The organism is Vibrio scophthalmi (genome assembly GCF_040869025.1).
Taxonomy (GTDB): Bacteria; Pseudomonadota; Gammaproteobacteria; order Enterobacterales; family Vibrionaceae; genus Vibrio; species Vibrio scophthalmi.
In genome coordinates this window covers 2,073,493-2,098,645 of record NZ_CP134271.1, presented here as the reverse complement: position 1 = coordinate 2,098,645, position 25,153 = coordinate 2,073,493, and the positions used below count along the sequence as shown (strand labels likewise).

Here is a 25,153-nt window from a genome sequence, read left to right as displayed (position 1 = left end):
ACTTGTTTAGATGGCATTCGCGTCTACCTTTAAGAGAACGATGTTTAAAGGTGAACGAATGATCCGAGCTCTAATAATGGTACTCTTGTTAGCTGTGCTTCCCTTACAAGTACAGGCCTTATCTCTTGAGCCGCTGACCAAAGATCCACACACCGGAGATCTAGCGGCATTGGAAAAAAAAGGCGTCATTCGCGTATTAGTCTCAGCGGATCTTGGTTTCTATTATATAGAAGCAGGACAACCCAAAGGGATCTTAGCCGAATTGCTTTATCATTTTGAAAAACAGCTCAAACAGCGTTCTTCCTATTTAAATCTACAGGTCATTCCTGTGAACCGTGACGAACTGATTCCTTCACTAGAAAAAGGTTACGGTGATCTCGTGGTGGCCAACCTAACCATCACAGATAAACGTAAACAGGAAATCGAGTTTAGTCGTCCAGTATTGAACGATGTGCAGGAATGGCTAATTACTTCAAAACAAACACCGCAGTATTACCAACTCTCGCAATTAAGCGGCAAGGATATCTGGGTCAGGCCTAGTTCCAGCTACTATGAGAGCTTACAAACGCTGAATCAGCGTTTACATCAACTCGGTAAGCCTCTAGTGGAGATTCATTTCCTCGATGAAACGCTACAAGATATTGAAATTATAGAGTTGGTTAATCAAGGCCATATCAGAGCAACGGTATTAGACAGCCATAAAAGTGAACTTTGGCTCAAAGTGATGGATAACATTCACGCGCACAAAAAAGTGCCTTTGCGTCGCAGTGGTAAAATTGCGTGGGCACTGCGTAAAAATAGCCCACAACTCAAAAAACTGGTCGACAACTATTTAGATGAATATCGCTCTGGTACCTTACTTGGCAATGTAATTTACGGAAAGTACCTCGATAACACTCGTTGGCTAAAAAAGATCCTCGACCCTAAACACATTAGCCACCTCGAGTCACTTTCCAAACTGTTTGATCACTACTCCAACCAATATGATTTTGATCCGCTGATGATTTCAGCCCAAAGCTATCAAGAATCCGGACTCGATCAGAGTAAGGTTTCTCATCAAGGCGCGGTTGGCATAATGCAAGTGTTGCCCAGCACCGCCAGCGATCCCAACGTCAATATCCCCAATATTTATAAACTCGAAAATAACATTCACGCCGGTGTGAAATATATGCGCTTTCTGAAAGATCGTTACTTTAACGATGAGGCCATTACTCCAGATAACCAGGTCTATTTCTCTCTTGCTGCCTACAATGCAGGCCCAGGAAACATTCGTAAAATGCGTCGTCTCGCCAAACAACATGGCTATGATCCGAATGTGTGGTTTAAAAACGTAGAGATAATCGCGCGTAGAAATATCGGACGAGAGCCGGTGCATTATGTTTCTAACATTAATCGCTATTTCATCATCTATAAACAATTAGCATCATTGAAGAAAAATCGCGATGAGGGGAATAGTGAGCAACTTAACCCACTCTTATTTCCTATCGAGATGGGTTCGCCATAATCACATTTGATGACAAGTGAAGGATGAGACTAATTGATAGGCTGAACGTCGTCGACATGGAAAATTTCGTGTTGAAGATCACAAATAATTGCTGAACAAGGAATGAGCAGAAGGTTTGTTTAGGCCGTACTTGTTCACTAAAAAGCGAATGATTTTTAGCAAGGTACTTCTACCAATCTATAGCGTTTTTTGACTTTCTCAAGCACTTTCGTTCAAACGACTAAGGACAATTTGAGTTAGATCACAATTGACTTTAACTGGAAAAAACCCTCCCCGAAAGGTGATGTAGATCACGTTCTTTTAAACCTAAATCGTTAATCTGGAGTTAACCCATGAGGGATGACACAGAGGAAAACATTTATGAAAGTAAACATCACTGGTAAAAATATCGACATCACCTCTGCTATCCGCGATCACATTGAGAGCAAATTTAAAAAGCTAGAGAAATGGCAAGTAGACATCATCGGTTGCCAAGCTAGCTTCAGTGAAGAACCAAATAAACAGAAAAAGTTTGAAGCTGTTATTACCGTACCAAAAGGTAAGTTGGTTGCTTCAGCGATTCATGAAGATTTATACGCTGCCGTGAATGAGGTAGAACAAAAACTAGAACGCCAGCTGAATAAACTGCGCCACAAGCCAGAAGCACGTCGAACTGACAAGCCAGAGCTTGAAGAAGAAGTAGAATAAGTTAACGAATCGAGAGAGATAGCGCCGAAAGGCGCTATTTTTTTGCTTGACGCTGAAAACTCGGTTGCTTATTGTGGAGTGGACTCCATAAAGAGACTCATTTATGCCGCTGACTGATCTGTTCTTTTTTGACTTGTTTTTTCTCCATTAACCTTGGAGGCAGACTCGTTTTCGAAAGATAAGTCAAAAACGAATAGAAAGCCTCCCAAGTGGGAGGCTTTTTTATGTAAGGAAATTAGGATGACTGAACAACAATACTCGCTCGATGAAATTCGAACTCGACTCAATGAGCTAGACGACAACCTACTGAAATTATTGTCTGAACGCCGCCAAATGAGTATTGAAGTGGCGAAAAGTAAAGTTCAGACGTCAAAACCAGTGCGTGACGCTGAACGTGAACAGCAGTTATTGGTTAAGCTGATCAATAATGGCCAAGACAAATACAACCTTGATGCGCAGTATATTACTAAGCTCTTCCACACTATTATCGAAGATTCGGTGTTACTGCAGCAATCTTATCTACAGAACCTAGCCAATCCAGAGATCAGCCGTAAACCGCTTGCCCGCGTCGCTTTCTTGGGTGCAAAAGGCTCTTATTCACACTTGGCAAGTCGTGAATTTTTCAGCCGTAAAAATACCGAACTGATTGAGCTTAATTGTGAAGGTTTCAAAGAAGTGGCGAATACGGTCGAGTCTGGTCATGCCGATTACGGGGTACTACCAATTGAAAATACCAGCTCAGGTTCAATCAACGAAGTCTACGACCTACTACAACATACGACACTTTATATTGTTGGTGAGCTGACCTTACCTATTGAACATTGCTTAGTCGCCACCAGCGATATTCGCTTAGAAAACCTCACCACCTTGTATTCACATCCGCAGCCGCACCAACAATGTAGTGAGTTTCTCAGCCACCTCAAAGGGATTGAGTTAAAAACCTGTGCCAGTACCGCTGATGCAATGCAGAAAGTCCGTCAGCTCAACCGTGACGATGTTGCAGCGATTGGCAATGCATCATCAGGTAAAATTTACGGTTTACAGCCAATCAAAGGCAATATCGCCAACCAAACCGAAAACCATACTCGTTTTATCGTTGTCGCGCGCAAACCGGTTGAAGTGTCACCGCAGATTCCGGCGAAGACCACATTGATCATGTCCACGTCACAAGAGGCAGGTTCACTGGTTGCGACGCTACTGGTATTGCAACGCTATGGCATCAACATGACCAAGTTAGAATCTCGTCCTATCATGGGTAACCCTTGGGAAGAGATGTTTTATGTCGATGTTGAAGCTCATTTAGACTCAGAATGCGTGCAAGATGCCATAGTTGAACTGACCAAAATTACCAAACACTTAAAAGTGCTTGGTTGTTACCCAAGTGAGAATATTAAGCCAACTCAGGTAAAATTAAGTTAAATAAAGTCTTACAGTTCAAAAAAAAACCAATAAGTGGCTGACACACCTTGTAAATATTACTAGCATCCTTGACCTGTTTTGAGCTTGCTGCTGTGTGTCGGTCACTGACTCTTATCAAAGCTCGGCGTTATCCAAACTACAAGGATCAGGTAACCCGCAATGCGTTTGACAAGAATACTACTACTCACTATTTCCTCTATTAGTGCTCATCCCGCGATATCTGCGCAGAATCAGTTAAATCTTTTCATGTGGGAAGATACCCTCTCTCCTGCCGTTATTGAGCAATGGCAAAAAGATACCGAAACCACTCTCCAATTGACCCATTTCGATAGTGATGACGAACGTAACGTCTTAATGAGTCGCAGTGAACAACTTCCTTTTGACATTGTCGTTCTTGATAACGTCTCGGCACAAGTTTATGGCCAATTAGGCCGACTAGAGAACCTCTCTGAACTTGATAATCGAAAGCATCAAAGTACTCAATGGCAACAAGCGTGTGGCGATTATGCGATACCCTACTTTTGGGGCTCAGTAGGCATTGTTTACCGCAAAGATAAAGTCCCGAAACCGCCTAAAACATGGCAAGAGTTTGTTCACCCACCACCGGAATTAGCCGGGCATATTGGGATGATCAACGATACGATTGATACTTTTCTGCCCGTTTTGAATAGTCTTGGCATTGCCCCTGATACTGAAGATGTTCAGCTGTTACAGCAAAGCTTTGCCGACATCATGGTCTTTAGCGCCAAAGTGCTAACCTACGAATATGTTCTCAGCTATGTACGCAGTAATCCCAATGCCGATAAGCTCCATATGGCACTCGCGTACAGTGGGGACGAACATTCGCTTAATCGATATCAAGATGAAATAGAATGGGGCTTTATTGTGCCTCAGGGCCCCCCTTATATTTGGGTGGATTGCTTAGCGATTAATCAAGCATCTAAAAATAAACAACTCGCCATCTCATTTTTAGAGTACCTTTCAGATCCCACTATTGCTGCAAAAAATGCAATCGACGTCAAAGCTGCAACCACCAATCGAAGTGCGCTGAAACTACTGCCGCAATGGTATTTAAATGATGCATCATTGGCAGTCCAAGGAACATTACCTCAGCAAGGACAAATTGATAGCCCACTCTCTGCCGCCAATATTAGTCTTAGAGCGAAGGTTATTAATCGCATATTGAAACATCATGAAACTCAACACTAGAGTCTTATTGTTGGTTGCCCCGGTAGTGTTGCTTAGCGCTGCCATTTCAAGCTATGGCATTTATCACAATCAAAAAGACGCATTGATCAAACGAGAAACCAGCTATTTGCAACTCACTATGGAGAAGCTGGCTGGTCACTTTAGGCAATCTTTCGCTCTCATCAATAGCTATTCACAAACGATAACCAAAAGTGAAATGGTCCGTCGCTACTTGCATCAGCAAGATAACCCTTTCAAAGAGATGGAGTTATTGACCAATATGCAGCGTATCATCTCTACCTTGCATTCCATTTCACAAGATACGATCGGGGTGGCCATTCTTGATAGTCAACGCAACACACAATTTTTTGTCGACAATCAAACCGATCCATTTAAGCAAATAGACGACAAAGCTCTACAATATGTCAAAGACACATATCGCTTGTCCGGCGCTCAGACCCACGTAGGATTTAGCAAGAACGACCAAGGGCAAAGTCTTCTTATCAGCTACAACGTACTTGATCCTCGCACCATGGAAGTCCCTCTTAGCTACAACAAAGAAGAAGTGTACTTTTTGGTGGTCTACTTAACTTTAAGTCAGTTTGATCAACTCAAACACATCATCGAATTCGACAACGATAGCTCACTGTTTTTTTCCGACCTGCCGGTCAATAAAAGTGGTTTAACCCAGTCAGTTGAATTGAAATCGACGTTATTCGCGACCCTCGACCCGGCGCAATATTTACTGGGTGATAAACTCAAAGCGATTGAAAATAAATTGCTGATTTCCTATGTCGCATCCTCAATTGCCACCGTACTGATCCTATTGCTATTACTCTATCGTCATGTCACTCGTCCAATTGCTGAGTTAGAAAAGCAATTGCTGGATGTTGAGTTACGTAAACGACATAACATTGAAAAACGCGATCATCATAATGATGAGCTCGGTCGGTTATCCAAGCGCTTCTACAACATGTATCAAGAGCTGCACAGCAGCTATCAAAAAACCAAAGCATTAGCCGAAAACGACCATCTAACCGGACTGGCCAACCGCTATCAATTTCAAACCTTTATTGAAACAAAGCTGAGCGACAATATTCGCCACCACTACGCGTGGATTTTGTATATTGACCTCGATAACTTCAAATACGTTAACGATAAATACGGCCATAACATCGGCGATAATCTCTTAATAAATTTCGCCCAACACGTTAAAAAAGTCTGCCGAGATTGGCAAAATAAACACGCGATTGATTGCTTAGCCTCACGCTTGTCAGGGGATGAGTTTGCTATTTTTATTGCTTCATCTCAGCAAGATGTCTACGCAGAATCACTTGCTGAAGCCATTCTAGAACCATTGTTAGTCAGTGGACGTTCGCCGCTAGGTAACTTCCCGATCACTGCCAGCATTGGTATTGCCGCCTACCCTAGCGATGGAGACAACTTTGCCAGCCTGCTTTCTAATGCCGATACGGCAATGTATCAAGCCAAACGAGCCGGCAAAAACCAACTGTCGTATTATTCCAAAGCGCTCGATAAGTCCGTTCGCCGCCGAACACAAATAGAAAGAGCACTGCGCAGCGGTGAATTTAACAAAGAATTCTCACTGCAATATCAGCCCTACTACAATCGAACGGGTGATAGGATCATGGGGGTTGAAGCGCTGCTGCGCTGGCACTCGCCAAAACTTGGTAAGGTCAATCCGGCAGAATTTATCCCAATATCGGAGCAAACGGGGATCTTTGGCCTTATCGACCGCTGGGTGATTGAGCAAGCATTCGCGGACTTTGTTGAAATTCAATCAATGTTTGAGCATGACATTCAACTCTCGATAAACCTATCATCGGCAGAACTCGACTCTCATCAATTGGCTCGTTATATCGAAGCGATGGCGCGTCACTATGATGTGCATCCGCCACTGGTTGATTTTGAAATAACCGAAACCTTTGCTACGGACTCACAAAGCTACTCTTTGTTACATGAGCTTTCGACCATGGGCTTTAAATTAGCGATCGATGACTTCGGTTCTGGCTATACATCTATCACCCAACTTGTAGAATACCCAGTACAAAAAATTAAACTGGATCGCGAATTCTTAGCAACCTTGATCAAAACCGATAATAAGAAAGTGGTGAAGCCATTAGTTGAACTGTGTCATTCTCAGTCGATGATCGTGACTGCCGAAGGCATTGAGTCGCAAGATATGCATCAATGGTTGGCAGATAATAACTGTGACTACATGCAAGGCTACTACCTTTCCTCCCCTGTCGACCTAGATCAGTTAAAAGAGCTCGTCGCCACACAAAAGGCTAAGGTACATGACCACCCAGACCGTTATCGTCGCTTCGCTTAATCCGGCAAAAATTAACGCAGTCGAAAGCGCTTTTACAGCCGTATTCCCACAGCAATCTTTCCAATTTATTGGGGTTAGCGTTCCCAGTGATGTCGCCGAACAGCCGATCAGTAACCAAGAAACGTATCAAGGGGCGCGAAATCGTGTCACCAATGCCAAACGGGCACAATGCCATGGTGATTTTTACGTCGGCCTAGAGGCCGGAATTGAAGGCGCGGTCACCTTTGCTTGGATGGTGATTGAATCCGATACACGACGCGGCGAATCTCGCTCAGCCAGCATGATGCTGCCTCCTGCAGTCGCGACACGTCTTTCTCCTGAGGTTGAACTCGGCAGTGTGATGGATGAGGTCTTTGGCACCACCAATATCAAACAAAAAGGTGGCGCGATTGGTGTGCTTACCCAGCATCAACTAACACGCAGTTCAGTTTATCATCAAGCATTGATCATGGCTTTGATCCCTTTTACCAATCCTCAGCACTATCCTACTAACGTATAATCTGGTTATAAGCGAAGTAATAAAAAAGGTGCCCTAGGCACCTTTTCGTTAATCAATCTCAATTTAAAGCGACGAGCCTTTCAGCAAATCGGCGATAGCCTGCTTTTCTTCACTACTTTTCGATTTAAGTTCATTAGAACCACGAGTAATGGTCGCCACACCAACACCAAGTAATTGGCTGATTTGACGTTGGGAAAGATCACCTTTAAGCAGTTCGCGGAAAATGTTCACTCTCGCCACTAGAGCTTCTCTTTCATCTGGGGTCAACAACATGGTCAATAACATTTCATGTTGACCGGTATCGCTACTGTGCTTCACCAAATCTAAGATTTGTTGCCACTCTTTATACTCGGGTTGTAATGACATGATTTGCCGCTCGCTTAATACTTAGTATTCAATTCATTCTCATGGAGGAAGACGCCATCTTGCTTTAGCAGGCCTCGGTAGTATGTTTCAAACATCAAGATGTTTTGTACATAACCTCGAGTCTCATTGAACGGGATCGCTTCTATAAATGCATAAGCATCTAATTTTTCTTGTGTTCGTCCGCGCCACGTTTTCACTCTTCCAGGCCCTGCATTATACGCAGCAAAAGCGAAAATTCGATTGTTATCGTACTTCTCAAGCAGGCTCTGCAGGTAGCGACTGCCAATTTCAATATTTTTGCCAACCTTGTATAAATCATCCACGCCGGCATAGCCTAAATCATATTTCCGCGCGGTGTATTTCGCTGTCGCAGGCATAATTTGCATCACCCCGCGAGCACCCACGGGTGATTTCGCTTCAATGTCCATGGCACTTTCTTGACGAGCAAGTGACATCAACGTCACCGGATCAACGCTGTGTTTTTCACCATAAAAATCAAACCACCAGCGATGTGCCAATGGGAAGCGTAAGGCTAAATTACCCCACATTTTGGCTTGAATCGTCGCGGTAACCGTCAAATGATGCCAACGCTTTTGTGCCGCATAAGCGGCAAGCATCTGCTTTTGCTCTGGCGTCGCGCGGTTGAGTAAATGGCGCCACTCACTTTTCGCAGCTGCTATTTTATCGCGCGCAATCAACTCTCCAATTCGTTCTAAACTGGCATTAAAAGGCTTAACCAGCGAGCGCTGTAAAGCCAGACTCGTCTGTGGGTACACCACTGCGCGGTTAAGTTGCTCTGCCGCCGCAACACTATAGAAGTTACGTTCACCCAATATCGCCTCTAAACGGCGCTCACCTTGCGCCTTGGCGCCTGTCGCCATTTCAGATCGGCCCAACCAGTATTGCCAGCGTAAATTATTCGCTTGCTCCTCAGGCAGTGTGGCAATCCAATCCGCAATGCCAGACCAATCGGCCTCTTGAATCGCTAAGCGAATACGACGCTCTTTAAGTTTGATACTACTTGAGCTCGCAATCTGTTGATCACGCCACGAAATAAGCTCCGCAGAATCGGTGCTATTCACTAAGCGCAGAGCGATATAATCTGCCAATTTCTGCGCTTGCGGCGGCGTCAATTTTTGCCCATCAACCACTGTCGCCCAGGCTTGCTGCGCTTGCTCTACATTTTTACGAGCGAGTTTTTGTAGCGCCATTTCACTTTGCTTGCGATAAAAAGTATTGGCGGGCTGTTTTTTGGCAAATGCGGCAACATTTTCAGGTTGATTAAACAAAGCAATCATTTGCTGCGCTTGTTGTTGTGACTGTTTTGATTGCACTTCTTTCGCCAGGTATTTTAATAACCCACCATTGCGCGCATCAAAGGCCAACAACATGCGATTCAATATTTGCTCATCACTACGCAGGCCTGCTTTTTGCCAAGCTTTAAACAACGGATCACACGCATCAGAAATACTGCGTCCATGTAACCATAGATCTTCCGCACCTTTAAAGGCTAAAGCCTGATTACCCGTTTGATATTGGGCATTATAGTAATGACATTGATATTGCTCACCGCGTGGCAGATCAGCTTGAAACTCAAGTAATGTCTGCCACTGCTGTTTACGTGCAAGCATATCAATATAAGGCGCTCGAATGCGGCTCGAAAATGGAAAGCTCTTATGTTGCTCAATAAACCGTTCAACCTGTTGTGGTGACTGCTCATCCAACGTGGCTAACAAGGTGCGATAATCCACATAAGGAGTTAGTGGGTACTGAGCGATCTTTGACCGCATTGCTTGGTATTGGTCGACCTGCTTATTATCGAGCAACTGCTGTGCTTGATCGTAAAGTGCGCGCTGTTCTTCTAAATAAGAAGGGCTAGCGGCGAGCCCATTTACGCTGTATAGCATCGTTGATACGGCGATCAACGATGAAGGAAGGCGATACAACGTTTTAATAAATTTGGTTGTCATGTCTTCTCGTCCTGATGAGAAACGATATATTGAAATGCTATTAGGACTATTCTACTAAGTTCTGTAAAGCATATAGGTGTAAACAAAAATTATTTCACCTAAGTGTGACACATTTAATGAATCGTACATCAATATTAGGTAAATCCTACTGACACTTCATTTCCTGAAGCCAATGAAGATCATAGGTAACAAACCTAGATTGGTTGGTGTAAAATAGCCGTTTATGTGTAAAGCAATTTAGGAACGATCGGCAATGGCTGAATACGTATATACCATGTCGCGGGTGAGCAAGATTGTGCCACCGAAGCGTCAAATTCTAAAAGACATTTCTCTAAGCTTCTTCCCTGGTGCAAAAATTGGTGTTCTTGGCCTAAACGGTGCAGGTAAATCAACCTTGCTACGCATCATGGCCGGTATCGATACCGATATCGATGGTGAAGCTCGCCCTCAACCAGGTCTCAACGTAGGCTACTTGCCGCAAGAACCCGTTCTTGATGAATCAAAAACGGTACGCGAAATCGTTGAAGAAGCGGTTGGTGATGTTGCTGGTGCACTGACTCGTCTTGATGCGGTATACGCGGCTTACGCTGAACCAGATGCTGACTTCGATGCACTTGCAAAAGAGCAAGGTGAGCTAGAAGCACTGATTCAAGCAAAAGATGGTCACAATCTAGAGAACGCTCTTGAGCGTGCAGCGAACGCACTACGCCTGCCTGAATGGGATGCAAAAATTGCGAACCTCTCTGGTGGTGAGCGTCGCCGTGTTGCAATTTGTCGCCTGCTACTAGAAAAGCCAGACATGTTGCTGCTTGACGAACCAACCAACCACTTGGATGCGGAATCAGTTGCTTGGCTTGAACGCTTCCTTGTTGATTACACCGGTACTGTTGTGGCAATCACGCACGACCGTTACTTCCTAGATAACGCAGCTGGCTGGATTCTAGAACTTGACCGTGGTGAAGGTATTCCATGGCAAGGTAACTACACCTCATGGCTAGAGCAGAAAGATGCACGTCTACAACAAGAGTCATCTCAAGAAAGCGCTCGTCAAAAAACCATCGAGAAAGAACTGGAATGGGTACGTAAGAACCCTAAAGGTCGCCAAGCGAAGTCTAAAGCGCGTATGGCTCGCTTTGAAGAGCTACAAAACAGCGATCACCAGAAACGTAATGAAACCAACGAATTGTTCATCCCGCCAGGTGAACGTTTAGGTGATAAGGTTCTTGAAGTAAACAACCTGACTAAGTCATTTGATGGCCGTGTACTGATTGACGACCTATCATTCAGCATGCCGAAAGGAGCTATCGTTGGTATCGTCGGTGCCAACGGTGCGGGTAAATCCACCCTATTCAAGATGCTAAGTGGCACAGAGCAACCAGATTCAGGTTCAATTGAACTGGGTGAGACGGTAAAACTGGCCTCTGTTGATCAGTTCCGTGACAGCATGGACGACAAGAAGACCGTTTTCCAAGAAATCTCAGAAGGCGCTGATATTCTTAAGATCAACAACTTCGAAATTCCTGCGCGAGCTTACTGTTCTCGCTTTAACTTCAAAGGTTCAGACCAACAGAAGATCATCGGCGAATTGTCTGGTGGTGAGCGTAACCGTGTCCACCTAGCAAAACTGCTTAAAGCGGGTGGTAACGTATTACTACTCGATGAACCAACCAACGATCTAGACGTTGAGACACTGCGTGCACTTGAAGAAGCACTGCTTGAGTTCCCAGGTTGTGCCATGGTTATCTCGCACGACCGTTGGTTCCTTGACCGTATTGCGACCCATATTCTTGACTACCGTGATGAAGGCCAAGTTAACTTCTATGAAGGTAACTACTCTGAGTACATGGATTGGTTGAAGAAAACCTTGGGCCCTGAAGCCGCTGAACCTCATCGCATCAAATACAAGCGTATCTCTAAGTAATCACTTTTTGAGCGCGTTCATGACGTTAGCTGATTAAGTATGACCTATTGGTCCGGCAGAGAAGCCGCTTGAATTTTGTTCAAAGGCCGCTATCATAGCGGCCTTTATTGTATACGGTTAAAATGCCGTTTCATCAAAATCGAGCCTGATCACTAAGTTTGGATATTTCCACCGAGCTAGAATATTTAATCTGTTAAGCTATAAAAAACAGATCAAGAGAGCTCAGCATGATAGAACGTCGTCGATTTTCACGCATCGTATACCAAGCCCTAGCGGTTGTGACTCAAGGCCACACTCGAGTAGAGTCGAATGTAAAAGACCTATCACTCCATGGATTGTTACTGGCTTGTCCAGATCACACATCGTTAGATCCATTAACCCCGATCTCTATACAGTTTCAGTTGACCGATAGTGATATCACTATCCAACTACAAGGAAAGATTGTTGGCGTTGTTCAAGATCTCATTCGTGTCACGATTGAGCATATTGATATTGAAAGCATTGGCCATATTAAACGCATGGTTGAACTGAATGTGGGAGATGATGAATTACTTCATCGTGAAATAGAGCACTTATCCGATTTAGGTGAGTACTCCTAACAAAGTTGTATGTCGAATAAAATAATTATTAGCATCCCTACAAGTAAAGAGGTACAACACTTCTCTATCGGTAGAAAATCTCTAATCGCTTCCTTAGTGGCTATATTTGCCGTAATGGGGGGCGTCACAGGTTACATCTCTCACAAACAAGAACATATCGAGGCATTGTCGCTACAGTTGCAGCAAAGCCAAGCTGAAAACGCAACATTAGATCAGCTCTATGCGGAACAAGTTGATGCCTCTCACTCCCTCTCCCAAGAGTTAGAAGAGAAACGTAGCCAGCTGCATATGCTAGGCAAACGCGTCTACGATGTAGAGTCGGTACTGGGTTTAGCACGAGAAGAAGAACTCGATGAAGCCAATATCGAAGATCGCTTAGATGCTGCTGCGGTTGATTCCGCCGTACGCGCGACCATGTTTCGTATGATCCCTAATGAGTCACCTCTCGATTACCAACGCATTTCGTCATCCTATGGTCGCCGTACCAACCCTATTTCAGGTAAACGCCATACCCATACCGGTATCGATTTAACTTGTAAGATGGGCACGCCAATCATCGCCCCTGCCGATGGCGTCATCGAGACAGTAAGACCAAGCAACAAAGGTTATGGCAACTACCTTACCTTGCGTCACTCATTTGGTTTTATGACCTCTTATGCCCACCTAAAAAACTTCAACGTCAAAAGTGGTCAGTTTGTCTCGAAAGGGGATGTGATTGCCAACTGCGGCAACTCCGGCAACTCAACCGGCCCACACTTGCATTATGAAACCCGCTTTTTAGGCCGCTCAATCAACCCGAAGAACACCATGGATTGGACACCGGATAACTTTAACTCCCTGTTTGAAAAAGAGAAAAGCATTAAATGGGCACCATTGGTTAAATTAATTGATGATAATGTGCGCTTGCAAGTTAACCTGACCAACAATCCACCAAATGATCTTGCCGTTGAAACCGTCAGTAATTTAACTGGCGATGTAGCAAGCAGCAAATAATTAAAAAAAGCAGCCATCGGCTGCTTTTTTTAATTGGGTTTAACCACGATGAATTGAGTCATTGGCTTGCTTAAGCAAGTTCTGACTTTCATGCATAAACTGCTGTGAATAATCACCAAACCAATCGCTGACCTTATCAAAACTTTCAATAAAGGCTTGTTTATCGCCCCCTTCTAAAATCTCGACGGCTTCACCAAAGCTGCGGTGAAAACGTTTGATCATCTCGATATTCTGCTCAGAAGAAAAAATAATGTCACCGTAGAGGTTTGGATCTTGAGCAAAGAGACGCCCAACCATCGCCAACTCTAAACGATAAATCGGTGAGCTAAGTTGTAACAGCTTATCAATATTAGGGTTTTCACGACTTAAATGTCGGCCATAAGCAAACGAAGTGAAATGGCGCAGCGCTTGAATCAGCGTCATACCGTGGTCATGTTCACTCGCCTCTATTTGACACAAGCTTGCCCCCCAAATAGAGAACTGCTTGAGTAGCCATTGGTAGTGCTCTTCTCCTCGACCATCACAATAAACGATGACCTGCTTCGCTAGGCTTGGAACATCAGGGCCAAACATTGGGTGCAAGCCAACCACTGGACCTCGATGAACATTAAGCATTGCTTGCAGTGGCTTGGTTTTAATGGAGGTGAGATCGCACAAAATGCAATCTTCTGGCAATGTCGATAATTTCTCAATCACACCTTCAGTAAGGTGAATAGGGACCGTGACCACCACCAAACCGGCACCATCAAGGATCTCCTCAGCGCGATGCCAATCTTGACTACCAAGGACTTTGACTTGGTAACCAGAAAGCGTAAACATACGGCCAAACAGACCACCTAATTGACCTTTACCACCGACAATCACCACCGAACGTAACTCTGGGTTTAAACATTTAAAACCTGAGTCCTTTTCACTCGCGTAAGATTCACGCATGGTGCGGCGCAAAATATCTTCGATCAGTTGCGGTGGTACACCGATCTTATCCGCTTCTGCACGTCGAGAAGCTAACATCGCCGCTTCGCGATCCGGCGCGTAAATCGGTAAACCATGCTCGCTTTTTACTTCACCGACTTTTTCTACCAGCGCCAAGCGCTCTGCCAGTAAGTTTAATATTTGCTTGTCGACTGCATCTATCTGATCGCGCAGTGCATTTAACTGTTCAGCCATGAATGTCCCTATCTAGCTCAATTAACCTTTTAAGCGGTCTTGTAAAAATGGCACCAACTCACTGTGGGCATGTTTTAATAGTGCCTCAGTTGCTGACCAATTGATACATGCATCGGTAATTGAAACGCCATACTCCATCTCATTCAATGGCAAATCTGAAGACTGACTGCCCTCATTGATGTGGCTTTCAATCATCACACCAATAATCGATTGATTACCTTCGCGAATTTGGTGAATCACATCCTCAGCGACTAACGGCTGACGGCGGTAATCTTTACGTGAATTTGCATGGCTACAATCGACCATCAATGACGCATCCAAACCCATTTTTGCCATATCTTGCTCACACTCTGTGACAGAGACTGAGTCGTAATTGGTTTGTTTACCACCACGTAAAATAACATGGCCGTTTGGGTTACCTTGCGTGGTCAAAAGTGCGACTTGCCCTTCACGGTTAATCCCCATAAAACGGTGACTTGAAGAAGCGGCTTGCATGGCATTAATTGCAGTAGAAAGGCTACCATCTGTACCATTTTTAAAACCAATCGGCATCGAAAGACCACTGGCCATTTCACGGTGCGTTTGCGACTCGGTAGTGCGAGCACCAATCGCCGCCCAACTAAAGGTATCGGATAAGTATTGCGGGCTAATAGGATCAAGCGCTTCGGTCGCTAGCGGGATTTCCATTTCAGCGAGTTCGACCAATAGTTCACGGCCAATATGCAGTCCATGTTCAATATCAAAACTGCCGTCCAAATGAGGATCATTGATTAACCCCTTCCAACCAACGGTTGTACGTGGTTTTTCAAAGTAAACGCGCATAACAATATACAGTTGATCACTCAACTCTTCAGAGAGTGCTTTGAGGCGACGAGCATAATCCTTTGCTGCTTCAATATCGTGAATAGAACACGGGCCGCATACCACCAATAAACGGTGATCTTTTTTATGAATAATGTCGGCAACCGTTTGACGTGATTGTTGAATAAAACGACGGGCATTATCACTTAAAGGTAACTTTGCTTTCAGCGCCTCTGGGGTAATCAGCACTTGCTCGTCACTAATATTAACGTTACTCAATTCACTTTTTTGCATAACCACTACCTGTATATTAAAATTTACACTCTTGCAATCCATTTGCTCAAGATTTAACTCTACATCTAAACTAACAGGATAAGACTAAATTTCAACCGTAAACAATAAAAAACACCATTGTAAAACCAAGTTTACAGTCATTCTTTTCGCTATCCAAGAGGTCTTTTATCGCTTGGCCTGTATTCTCTATTGCCGTTCTTGATTAAAATATTGAACTATTGGAATGGAATACAGGCTTGACGATATGGATCTCATCCTATCATTATTACAACAGATGTGTGTCTACTTAGTGCTGGCTTATATGCTCAGTAAAACCCCCATCTTTTTGCCACTACTGAATATATCTCACCGTTTTAGCCACAAGCTCACTATCTACATTGTTTTTTCGTTGTTCTGTATCCTCGGTACCTATTTCGGTTTACAAATCAATGATGCTATCGCCAATACTCGCGCGATTGGTGCCGTAATGGGCGGATTGTTTGGTGGGCCAGTAGTGGGCTTTTTTGTCGGTCTAACCGGTGGATTACATCGTTACTCTCTCGGTGGTTTTACCGATCTTGCCTGCGCGATTTCCACCACCGCCGAAGGTTTGATTGGCGGCTTACTGCATACTTATTTATTACGGCGCGGCAAAAGTACCTTGCTGTTTAGCCCCAGCATTGTATTTGCGATTACTCTTTTTGCTGAACTGGTACAGATGGCGATTTTGCTTCTGGTCGCAAAACCGTTTGATCAGGCTTACGTCTTGGTTTCTGCCATTGCAGCACCGATGATCATCGCCAATTCAATCGGTGCTGCGCTGTTCATGAGTATTCTACAAGATAGAAAAACCATCTTTGAAGAGTATTCCGCCAGCTTCTCTCGTCGTGCGTTGAATATTGCCGAACGTTCTGTCGGTATTCTTGCCTCTGGCTTTAATAGCGCCAATGCGGAAAAGATTGCACGCGTAGTTTACGAAGAAACCAAGGTTGGTGCTGTCTCTATCACCGACACCAGCAAAATTCTCGCCTTTGTTGGTATTGGTGACGATCATCATCGACCTGAAACCCCTATCTCCTCACAAAGCACTTTGGATGCCATTGAACAAAACGACATTATTTATCTCGATGGCAAAGAAAGGCATTATCAATGCTCGCTCTCAGCGGAGTGTAAATTAGGCTCCGCATTAATCATCCCGCTACGAGCGGGAGATAAAGTGATTGGCACCATCAAACTCTACGAACCAAAGCGTAAGCTGTTTTCCACTATCAACATGGCGATGGCTGAAGGAATCGCGCAATTACTCTCTAGCCAAATTCTCTATGGTGATTATCAGCAAAAGCAATCCCTGCTCGCCCAAGCCGAAATCAAATTATTGCACGCGCAAGTGAATCCACATTTTTTGTTTAATGCTCTTAATACCATCAGTGCCGTGGTGCGTAGAGATCCCTCCAAAGCGCGTGAACTGATTCAGCACCTGTCGCAATTTTTTCGTAGTAACTTAAAGCAGAATATTGAGGTGGTAACACTGAAAGATGAGTTGGCCCATGTGAATGCTTATTTAACGATTGAAAAAGCGCGCTTTACCGACCGTTTAGAAGTGGACATTGATATCGACTCAAGCTTGCTACAACGTAAATTACCGACCTTTACTCTGCAGCCATTAGTAGAAAACGCCATCAAACACGGTATTTCCAATTTGCTTGAAGGTGGAGTAATTCGAATTTACAGCCAACCAGAAGCACAAGGTCAACGCATTATCGTCGAAGACAATGCGGGTAGTTACCTCACGCCACAAAGTGAACATGCAGGTTTAGGTATGCAAATTGTCGCCAAACGACTGACCAATAAATTTGGCCAGATCAGCGACCTAAAAATTGATGTGAAAGCGAACCAATACACGCGAATGAGCTTTCTCATTCCTAATGATGATTGTTAAGGATTAACCATGCTATCTGCACTTGTGATAGATGATGAATTATTTGCTCGCGAAGAGCTTACGGAACTGTTAGAAGAAACGGGACAAATCGAGGTTATCGGCCAAGCTAGCAATGCCATTGAAGGACTAAAAAAAATCAATCAGCTCAAACCCGACGTGGTGTTTCTCGACATTCAAATGCCACAAATTACCGGCATTGAGTTGTTAGGCATGCTTGACCCTGACACCATGCCATATGTGGTCTTCGTGACGGCTTATGATGAATTTGCTGTACAAGCGTTTGAAGACAATGCTTTCGACTACCTGCTCAAACCCGTTGATACGCAAAGATTGGCGAAAACCGTACAACGACTCATCAAGTCCGGACAGTTCATGTCTGGCCCACAAAATCTACAACCAGTCAGTGCCATTGCGCCACAAAGCCTTGATCAAGTCCCTTGTATTGGCCTGAACCGCATCATGATTATCCCCACCCATGAGATTGAGTTTGCCTACAGTGATATCAGTGGCGTGCACGTACAAACTCCACAGCAGTCAGCCACTAGCCAGTTAACGCTTAAAATACTGGAAGAAAAAACGCCTTTAGTGCGCTGCCACCGCCAGTATTTAGTGAACGTTAAAGCAATCAAAGAAATCAAACTGCTGGAAAATGGCTTAGCCGAAATCTTAACTCATAGCCAGCAGCCCATTCCTGTTAGCCGCCGTTACTTAAAGCCACTCAAAGAGCGTTTGGGCTTTCAGTAAACAGCATTTGGATCATGATGAGTAAAAAGATCATCATGATCCAAATGCTCTAATGCTTCTCCATCTATCGCGTCTGTTGCGATCAAAAAGAGCCACATAATGTGGCTCTTTCACTCTGGGTTTATCCCTTATTCACCCTCAAGCATGCGCTTCATCGCTTCTGAGGCTTGACGCCACTTCTCACTACTTTGCAGTTCACTCAAAGAAAAGTTCTTTTTCTTCATTAGACCCAATGCTTGTGGGGTTTCCATGATCGGTAAGTTATCGAGTACTTCAATCTGTTGGTCGCGATTGTTACATAGCAGTAGCATGTCACAACCCGCCACCAGCGCTTGATGGGAGCGTTCCGCCGGGCCACCCATGATAGCAGCGCCTTCCATATTGAGGTCGTCAGAGAAGATAATGCCTTTAAAACCCAGCTGCTCGCGCAGTACTTGTTTAAGCCAAAATGACGAACCGCTGGCAGGCTGATCATCATAATGCGAGTAAATAACATGGGCCGGCATCATCGCATCGAGCGTGCCCGCTTCAATTTGGGCTTTAAAGATCGCCATATCCTTTGCAAGAATGGTATCACGCTCATCATAAGGCGTTTCCAAATGCGAGTCGGCCAACACGCCGCCATGACCAGGGAAATGCTTACCGGTCGTAGCCATACCAACCGCCTTCATACCGCGCATAAACGCACTGCTGTAGCGTAAGATGCTATCAACATCATCGCCAAAAGCGCGGTCGCCAATCGCTCGGCAATCGTGGCCTTTGTCCAGTACTGGCGCAAAACTCAAATCGATATCATGCGCTATCAGTTCCGCCGCCATTAACCAGCCACCTAACTCAGCTAATTGCTCGCCTTGAGCTTGCTCACCAAACAATTTTGCCGCCGGGATGCGGGAAAAACCTTCACGGAATCGTTGAACGCGCCCGCCTTCTTGATCAACACCAATCAGAATTGGGCGTTTTGCCGCTTTACGGATGGCGGTATTGAGTGCCAACAACTGTTGATTATCGTGATAATTACGCGAAAACAGAATCACGCCCCCAACGGTTGGGTGCTGTAAAATCTCTTTATCTTCGGCAGTTAACTCATACCCTGCTACATCCAGCCATAACGGACCCATAATTTCTCCTGATTGCGGTCGATTTTCGCTATGGTTTCGAGGTTATTCTGATTGTTCTCGGTTTACAATGGATATGTCACCCTATTGGTAAAAATTGGATATGAATACAAAACAACGCTTTATTGGTGTGATGTCAGGCACCAGCATGGACGGTATCGACACCGCACTGGTCGAAATCGAAGGCAACCAAATTCAGCTATTGGCGGCGCATGATTTTCCGATGCCCGAGTCGCTCAAGCAGCGTCTGTTGAATATTTGTATCGGCCAACCGACCAGCTTGGCAGAAATTGGCGAACTGGATCATTTACTCGGCCATCTCTTCGCTGACGCCGTCAATGCGCTATTAGCAAGTGCAAACTGCAGTGCCGAAAGTATTACTGCTATCGGTAATCATGGCCAAACGGTCTACCATAGGCCAGAAGGTGATGCGCCTTTTACTATGCAGCTTGGTGATGCCAATATCATTGCCGCTAAAACAGGTATTGATACTGTCGCCGATTTCCGCCGTAAAGATATGGCGCTCGGCGGCCAAGGTGCTCCGCTGGTGCCAGCCTTTCATCAGTGCTTATTTGAATCCACGAATTCGAGTGTGGTTGTGTTAAACATTGGTGGGATTGCCAATATCTCGGTACTGCGCCCTAATCAAAAAGTGATTGGCTACGATACGGGCCCAGGCAACATGCTAATGGACGCGTGGATACAAAAACATCGCGGGGATAAATACGATAATGATGCTTTATTTGCCCTGCAAGGTGTCATCAATCAGCCATTACTAGATGATCTACTCAATGAAGATTATTTTGCGCGCCAAGCGCCAAAAAGTACCGGCCGTGAACTGTTTAATCTACCGTGGTTAGAGAAAAAACTCACTACACACACCTTATCGACACAAGATGTACAGCGCACCTTATGTGAGTACACCGCGGTGACGATTGCTAACGATGTGTCGCGCTATACGCACGGTGAACAGCCTGAGTTATTAGTCTGTGGCGGCGGTGTACGCAATCCTCTACTGATGCAGCGCTTAATTGAATTGTTGCCTAACTGGCGCGTCGCTTCCACCGAAGATAAAGGGGTCGATAGTGACAATATGGAAGCGATGGCTTTTGCATGGTTAGCACAACGACGTATGTATAACTTACCAAGTAATTTGCCTGAAGTGACTGGAGCAAGCCAGTTAGCTTCATTAGGTGTGCTTTACTATGCCGATAAGTAAAGCGGCTAGATTACCTAGGCAAAAAAACTAAACCGCTAAAATAATAAAGGCTTGGATAACCAAGCCTTTTCATTGCTGTCATGGCGTGATAGCAACGCATATGTCATTGGCTTAATAGCTATTTTGCTGATCGTTCCAGCCTCGTTGCCATTCCATACGAAATTTCTGAGCATCTTCAGTGCCTTCACAAACACCTTCATAATATTGGCCAGACAGACCAATTTGGTAAGCAAAATTGGGATTACAATACTCTTCTACACCCGTTAAATAACCTTGGTTATAATCCGCTTGGTTTGCTTCGCCCAATTTGGCTAAATCTGAGAATGAACGCTCGGTGTTACCGCTCACACCATCTTGATAACCCACTTGATACCAATCACCTGCTTTAGCCAACTGCTCCACTGAACTGGCACAGCCAGCCAGAATGGTAAGTAGTGCCACTGCCATTAGCTTTCTCATTGTTTTTCCTTATTGTTCTTTCCTTGCTCTAGTGTAACCACTAATCACTATCGATGACCACTGATGGTGATTAATGAGCAATAATAAAACCACTTAATACCAACCAGAACCACTTAAATCCCCATATGACCACTCAAGGTAAAAGCGGATGTTTCTCGCCTAAGCCTTGTTTATTATCGACCATGAATCCAATACCCAAGGGACAGAATTTATGTTGTGGTTTTTATCCTGTGTCGCTGCATTGATCGGCGGCTACTTTATTTATGGCGCTTTCGTTGAGAAAGTATTTGGTATCAATGAACAGCGCAAAACCCCAGCGCATACCAAAACCGACGGCGTAGACTATGTACCAATGTCGACTCCTAAGGTCTATCTGGTTCAGTTACTTAACATCGCAGGCGTAGGTCCAATCTTTGGTCCAATCATGGGCGCACTCTACGGCCCAGCTGCAATGCTATGGATTGTGATCGGTTGTATTTTCGCAGGTGCCGTACACGACTATTTCTCTGGCATGCTTTCTATTCGCAACGGTGGTGCTTCTGTTCCAACCATCACAGGTCGTTACCTAGGCAATGGCGCCAAACATTTTATGAACATTTTTGCCATTGTTTTGCTGCTTCTTGTCGGTGTGGTTTTTGTATCAGCGCCTGCTGGCATGATCACCAACCTTATCAATGAACAGACCAGCTTGAATGTCAGCATGACCACCATGGTTGTGATCATTTTTGCCTACTACATTCTGGCAACGATTGTTCCGGTTGATAAAATTATTGGTCGTTTTTACCCGCTCTTTGGCGCCCTGCTGATCTTTATGTCGATTGGCTTAATCAGCGCTGTAGCATTCTCAAGTGAACATCATATTTTGGGTGGCTTTGAAGTGACGGACATGTTCACTAACCTCAACCCAAATGACATGCCAATTTGGCCAGCCTTGTTCATCACCATTGCTTGTGGTGCAATTTCTGGCTTCCACGCCACTCAGTCACCACTGATGGCGCGTTGTATGGAAAATGAAAAAAATGGTCGCTTTGTTTTCTACGGAGCGATGATTGGCGAAGGTATCATCGCTCTAATCTGGTGTGCGGTTGCGCTTTCTTTCTTCGGCTCTCTAGAGTCTCTGCAAGAAGCCGTCGCAAATGGTGGCCCGGGCAATGTCGTTTACAGCGCTTCATTTGGCTTACTGGGTGTGTTTGGCGGTATCATTGCCTTCCTAGGCGTGGTCATTTTACCTATCACATCTGGCGACACGGCATTTCGTTCAAGCCGTTTGATCCTAGCTGAATACTTCAACATGGAACAAAAAACACTGCGTAACCGCCTATTGATGGCTGTGCCTCTGTTTGTTGTCGGTGGCGTGTTGACTCAAGTCGACTTCGGCATCATCTGGCGCTACTTCGGTTTTGCTAACCAAACCACAGCCGTCATGATGCTATGGACAGCGTCAGCTTACCTACTGCGTTACAACAAGCTACATTGGATCACCACCATTCCAGCCGTATTTATGACTGCGGTGTGTGCCACCTTTATCTTGAACAACAGCACGCTAGGCTTTGGCCTACCAATGCAAATCTCTACTATCTCTGGTGTGATATTTGCCCTAGCAGCAATGGTTTATGTGATTAAGATTTCGAAAGGAAAAGGCGATAAAGACCTAGCTGACGAAGACTCAACGACCACTGCAGAAACAAAAACGGCGTAAGTTACCGATCTAGAAAATTAACAACGTTTGGCTTATCAATACAAAAGGCTCCCTCGGGAGCCTTTTGTTTATATCTATTTCACTGAGCGACTAATCAACTAATTTGATTTGCAGCTCTTTAGGCACTTCAAAGAACATGTTCTCTTCGCGGCCAGACACTTCTTCAACCGAGCGCGTGCCAACCAATTCTTTGATACGTTCCAGAATTTTGTTCACTAGCTCTTCTGGCGCTGAAGCGCCTGCGGTAACTCCGACTTTGTGTTTACCATCAAACCAAGCACTATCGATATCTTCAGGACAATCGGTTAAGTAACCCGGTGTGCCGAGTTTTTCCGCCAGCTCTTTTAATCGCGTTGAGTTTGATGAGTTTTTCGAACCAACTACAATCACTACATCAACATCACCGGCCATTTCACGCACTGCGTCTTGACGGTTTTGCGTCGCATAGCAAATGTCATCTTTGCGCGGGCCTTGAATCTCAGGAAATACTCGGCGTAGTTCCGTAATGACATCGGCCGTTTCATCCACTGATAAGGTGGTTTGACTGACATAGTGCAGCTCAGTTGGGTCTTTAACTAAGCTTAATAATCTTTCGACATCTTGCGGTTTTTCAACCAAGTACATGCCACCTTCAAAGCTAGAGTACTGTCCCATCGTACCTTCAACTTCAGGGTGACCGGCATGACCAATCAGTACCACTTCCATATGTTTACGGCTAGCACGTGCAACTTCCATATGGACTTTTGTCACCAATGGGCAAGTCGCATCAAAGACGGTTAATGCGCGCTCTTTTGCTTCCTGACGAACGGCTTGTGATACGCCATGAGCTGAAAAAATGACGATGTTGTCATCTGGCACTTCGCTAAGTTCTTCAACAAAGATCGCGCCACGCTGTTTTAAGCCTTCCACCACAAAGCGATTATGTACCACTTCATGACGTACATAAATTGGCGGCTGGTAAAGTTCTAAAGCGCGTTCAACGATACTAATCGCGCGATCAACACCCGCACAAAAACCACGTGGGTTGGCTAATAGGATTTTCATTTCATTGCTCATGGAATTGTTATCTTCTTGGGGCGTTATTCTACTGACAAAATTTCGACTTCAAAAGTCACATCTTGTCCTGCTAAGGGGTGATTAAAGTCAACGGTGACCGAATCGCCAGCGATATCGGTAATAATACCAGGGATTTCCATCCCATCGCGGCCACTAAACGCCATTATTGTTCCCACTTCCACTTCTGCATCACCAACAAATTTGCTGCGATCCATGTAGTGAATATTATCTGGATTTGGCATACCAAAAGCATCAGCAGCGGGTAAATCTATCGCTTTTTTATCGCCAGTTTGTAAGCCAAATAAGCACTGCTCAAAATTCTCACTCAAGCTACCATCACCAATGACTAACTTAGCCGGCTTGCCCATATTGTAAGTGCTGTCGGCTACTGAGCCGTCTTTCATTTTAATCGTAAAGTGCAATGTTACTGCCGATTGTTGAGCGATTATCGTCACGAGACTGCTTCCTTGTCATTGTTATGCTGCGAAGGGGAATACTTCAAAACAAATAGAGACGTCTATTAAATGAAAAAGCGCCGTCCAAATCAACAGACAGCGCTTAGGGTTATTCAATATTTGCTCTATTAAGCGGTTTGTTTATCTTTGTTGCGAAAGCCATCAAGAATAATCATCGCCGCGCCAATACAAATCGTGCTATCAGCAAGATTAAAAGCGGGCCAATGATAATCACCCCAAAAGAAATCAAGATAATCGACCACAAAACCATGCACGATACGATCGAACACATTACCGACTGCGCCACCAATGATCATCGCGTAGGCAATATTGTTCCATTTCTCTTTTGCGGGTAGTTTGCTCATCCAGTACGTCAGCATCGCGGTCACAACAAAGGCGATCGCGGTAAAGAACCAGCGCTGCCATCCAGCTTGATCGCTTAGAAAACTAAAAGCCGCACCGTAGTTATGGACATAGAGAAAATTAAAGAAAGGCAACACCTCAACTCGATTTGCCCAGCCATAACCCATGTTATCCATAACAAACAACTTGATAGCAATGTCTGCCACAAAGATTACGACAGCAAGCCAAAGCCAACGTACGCCTGATTGTTTTAGTGGAATGTTACTCATTAAAGTTCCTATAAAATCATGAACGAGACACTACAGTTAAAAATAACCCCAGCAAATACTGGGGCTATAAATTTCTAATAAAGTTCAATCGCTAA

Annotated in this window: 22 protein-coding genes and 1 other annotated feature; of the genes, 13 read left to right on the top strand and 9 right to left on the bottom strand. The window is 44.6% G+C overall.

Translation table 11 applies throughout. The features are described 5' to 3' along the window. The first annotated feature begins 58 nt into the window (after positions 1-58). From RJD38_RS09565 to yjjX, 6 genes are all read left to right on the top strand, one after another. Entirely contained in the window at positions 59-1,504 is a 1,446-nt protein-coding gene (locus tag RJD38_RS09565; RefSeq protein ID WP_065545993.1) for a lytic transglycosylase F, read from the top strand. A gap of 360 nt (positions 1,505-1,864) precedes the next feature. Next, positions 1,865-2,191: a ribosome hibernation-promoting factor, HPF/YfiA family gene (gene hpf, locus RJD38_RS09560; RefSeq protein ID WP_005596183.1), complete on the top strand. Its 327-nt coding sequence runs from the start codon at positions 1,865-1,867 to the stop codon at positions 2,189-2,191. Between the two features lie 105 nt (positions 2,192-2,296). Beyond that, positions 2,297-2,418, top strand: a sequence feature (Phe leader region). A gap of 13 nt (positions 2,419-2,431) precedes the next feature. Further along, positions 2,432-3,610, top strand: coding sequence for a prephenate dehydratase (gene pheA, locus RJD38_RS09555; RefSeq protein WP_065545670.1), 1,179 nt, complete (start codon positions 2,432-2,434; stop codon positions 3,608-3,610). A 246-nt stretch (positions 3,611-3,856) separates the two neighbouring features. Beyond that, positions 3,857-4,819 (top strand): polyamine ABC transporter substrate-binding protein, encoded by a 963-nt coding sequence (locus RJD38_RS09550; RefSeq protein WP_065545671.1) that lies wholly within the window; start codon positions 3,857-3,859, stop codon positions 4,817-4,819. After that, positions 4,803-7,151 (top strand): putative bifunctional diguanylate cyclase/phosphodiesterase, encoded by a 2,349-nt coding sequence (locus tag RJD38_RS09545; RefSeq protein WP_367971237.1) that lies wholly within the window; start codon positions 4,803-4,805, stop codon positions 7,149-7,151. The genes RJD38_RS09550 and RJD38_RS09545 overlap by 17 nt, the downstream gene beginning before the upstream one ends. Continuing rightward, positions 7,117-7,650 carry an inosine/xanthosine triphosphatase gene (yjjX, locus tag RJD38_RS09540; protein ID WP_005596176.1) on the top strand — a complete coding sequence of 178 codons (534 nt, stop codon included), beginning with the start codon at positions 7,117-7,119 and terminating at the stop codon, positions 7,648-7,650. Before RJD38_RS09545 ends, yjjX begins: the two co-directional genes overlap by 35 nt. A 63-nt stretch (positions 7,651-7,713) precedes the next feature. Here yjjX and trpR read toward each other — a convergent pair whose 3' ends face one another. Further along, positions 7,714-8,016, bottom strand: a complete 303-nt coding sequence (gene trpR, locus RJD38_RS09535; protein WP_005596173.1) for a trp operon repressor — start codon at positions 8,014-8,016, stop codon at positions 7,714-7,716. 14 nt (positions 8,017-8,030) lie between these two features. Then, positions 8,031-9,986, bottom strand: a complete 1,956-nt coding sequence (gene sltY / locus RJD38_RS09530) for a murein transglycosylase (protein ID WP_065545672.1) — start codon at positions 9,984-9,986, stop codon at positions 8,031-8,033. A gap of 253 nt (positions 9,987-10,239) precedes the next feature. Here sltY and ettA point away from each other — a divergent pair, with 253 nt between their 5' ends. The 3 genes from ettA to RJD38_RS09515 all read left to right on the top strand — a co-directional run bounded on the left by ettA (position 10,240) and on the right by RJD38_RS09515 (position 13,499). Then, positions 10,240-11,907, top strand: coding sequence for an energy-dependent translational throttle protein EttA (ettA, locus tag RJD38_RS09525; protein WP_005596169.1), 1,668 nt, complete (start codon positions 10,240-10,242; stop codon positions 11,905-11,907). 227 nt (positions 11,908-12,134) lie between these two features. Next, positions 12,135-12,506 (top strand): PilZ domain-containing protein, encoded by a 372-nt coding sequence (locus RJD38_RS09520; RefSeq protein ID WP_005596168.1) that lies wholly within the window; start codon positions 12,135-12,137, stop codon positions 12,504-12,506. 9 nt (positions 12,507-12,515) lie between these two features. After that, positions 12,516-13,499 carry a M23 family metallopeptidase gene (locus tag RJD38_RS09515; RefSeq protein WP_065429858.1) on the top strand — a complete coding sequence of 328 codons (984 nt, stop codon included), beginning with the start codon at positions 12,516-12,518 and terminating at the stop codon, positions 13,497-13,499. 39 nt (positions 13,500-13,538) lie between these two features. Here the strand turns inward: RJD38_RS09515 and tyrA are convergent, their stop codons facing one another. Together tyrA and RJD38_RS09505 are read right to left on the bottom strand one after the other, a co-directional pair. After that, positions 13,539-14,666, bottom strand: coding sequence for a bifunctional chorismate mutase/prephenate dehydrogenase (gene tyrA, locus RJD38_RS09510; RefSeq protein ID WP_005596164.1), 1,128 nt, complete (start codon positions 14,664-14,666; stop codon positions 13,539-13,541). Positions 14,667-14,687: 21 nt separating this feature from the next. Next, the gene (locus RJD38_RS09505; protein ID WP_005596162.1) at positions 14,688-15,761 is read right to left on the bottom strand and encodes a 3-deoxy-7-phosphoheptulonate synthase; all 1,074 of its coding nucleotides are present in this window, start codon (positions 15,759-15,761) and stop codon (positions 14,688-14,690) included. Positions 15,762-16,005: 244 nt separating this feature from the next. Here RJD38_RS09505 and RJD38_RS09500 point away from each other — a divergent pair, with 244 nt between their 5' ends. After that, positions 16,006-17,679: a sensor histidine kinase gene (locus RJD38_RS09500; RefSeq protein ID WP_065545673.1), complete on the top strand. Its 1,674-nt coding sequence runs from the start codon at positions 16,006-16,008 to the stop codon at positions 17,677-17,679. A gap of 9 nt (positions 17,680-17,688) precedes the next feature. Beyond that, positions 17,689-18,423 (top strand): two-component system response regulator BtsR, encoded by a 735-nt coding sequence (btsR, locus tag RJD38_RS09495; RefSeq protein ID WP_005596158.1) that lies wholly within the window; start codon positions 17,689-17,691, stop codon positions 18,421-18,423. Positions 18,424-18,551: 128 nt separating this feature from the next. On the opposite strand, the gene nagZ is transcribed toward btsR, so the two are convergent. Beyond that, positions 18,552-19,541, bottom strand: a complete 990-nt coding sequence (nagZ, locus tag RJD38_RS09490) for a beta-N-acetylhexosaminidase (protein WP_005596154.1) — start codon at positions 19,539-19,541, stop codon at positions 18,552-18,554. A gap of 100 nt (positions 19,542-19,641) precedes the next feature. Between nagZ and RJD38_RS09485 the strand changes: the two genes are divergently transcribed. Next, a complete protein-coding gene (locus RJD38_RS09485) occupies positions 19,642-20,757 on the top strand; it encodes an anhydro-N-acetylmuramic acid kinase (RefSeq protein ID WP_065545674.1) in 1,116 nt (371 codons plus the stop codon). Positions 20,758-20,868: 111 nt separating this feature from the next. Here the strand turns inward: RJD38_RS09485 and RJD38_RS09480 are convergent, their stop codons facing one another. After that, positions 20,869-21,216 carry a DUF2799 domain-containing protein gene (locus RJD38_RS09480; protein WP_065429852.1) on the bottom strand — a complete coding sequence of 116 codons (348 nt, stop codon included), beginning with the start codon at positions 21,214-21,216 and terminating at the stop codon, positions 20,869-20,871. 211 nt (positions 21,217-21,427) lie between these two features. On the opposite strand from RJD38_RS09480, the gene RJD38_RS09475 reads away from it, so the two are divergent. Then, on the top strand, positions 21,428-22,915 hold the full coding sequence (locus RJD38_RS09475; protein ID WP_005596148.1) for a carbon starvation protein A: 1,488 nt from the start codon (positions 21,428-21,430) through the stop codon (positions 22,913-22,915). A gap of 90 nt (positions 22,916-23,005) precedes the next feature. On the opposite strand, the gene ispH is transcribed toward RJD38_RS09475, so the two are convergent. From ispH to lspA, 3 genes are all read right to left on the bottom strand, one after another. After that, a complete protein-coding gene (gene ispH, locus RJD38_RS09470; RefSeq protein WP_065545675.1) occupies positions 23,006-23,971 on the bottom strand; it encodes a 4-hydroxy-3-methylbut-2-enyl diphosphate reductase in 966 nt (321 codons plus the stop codon). 23 nt (positions 23,972-23,994) lie between these two features. Beyond that, the gene (gene fkpB / locus RJD38_RS09465; RefSeq protein WP_005596145.1) at positions 23,995-24,426 is read right to left on the bottom strand and encodes an FKBP-type peptidyl-prolyl cis-trans isomerase; all 432 of its coding nucleotides are present in this window, start codon (positions 24,424-24,426) and stop codon (positions 23,995-23,997) included. A 128-nt stretch (positions 24,427-24,554) separates the two neighbouring features. After that, positions 24,555-25,058, bottom strand: coding sequence for a signal peptidase II (gene lspA / locus RJD38_RS09460; RefSeq protein ID WP_065545676.1), 504 nt, complete (start codon positions 25,056-25,058; stop codon positions 24,555-24,557). Positions 25,059-25,153 lie beyond the last annotated feature (95 nt).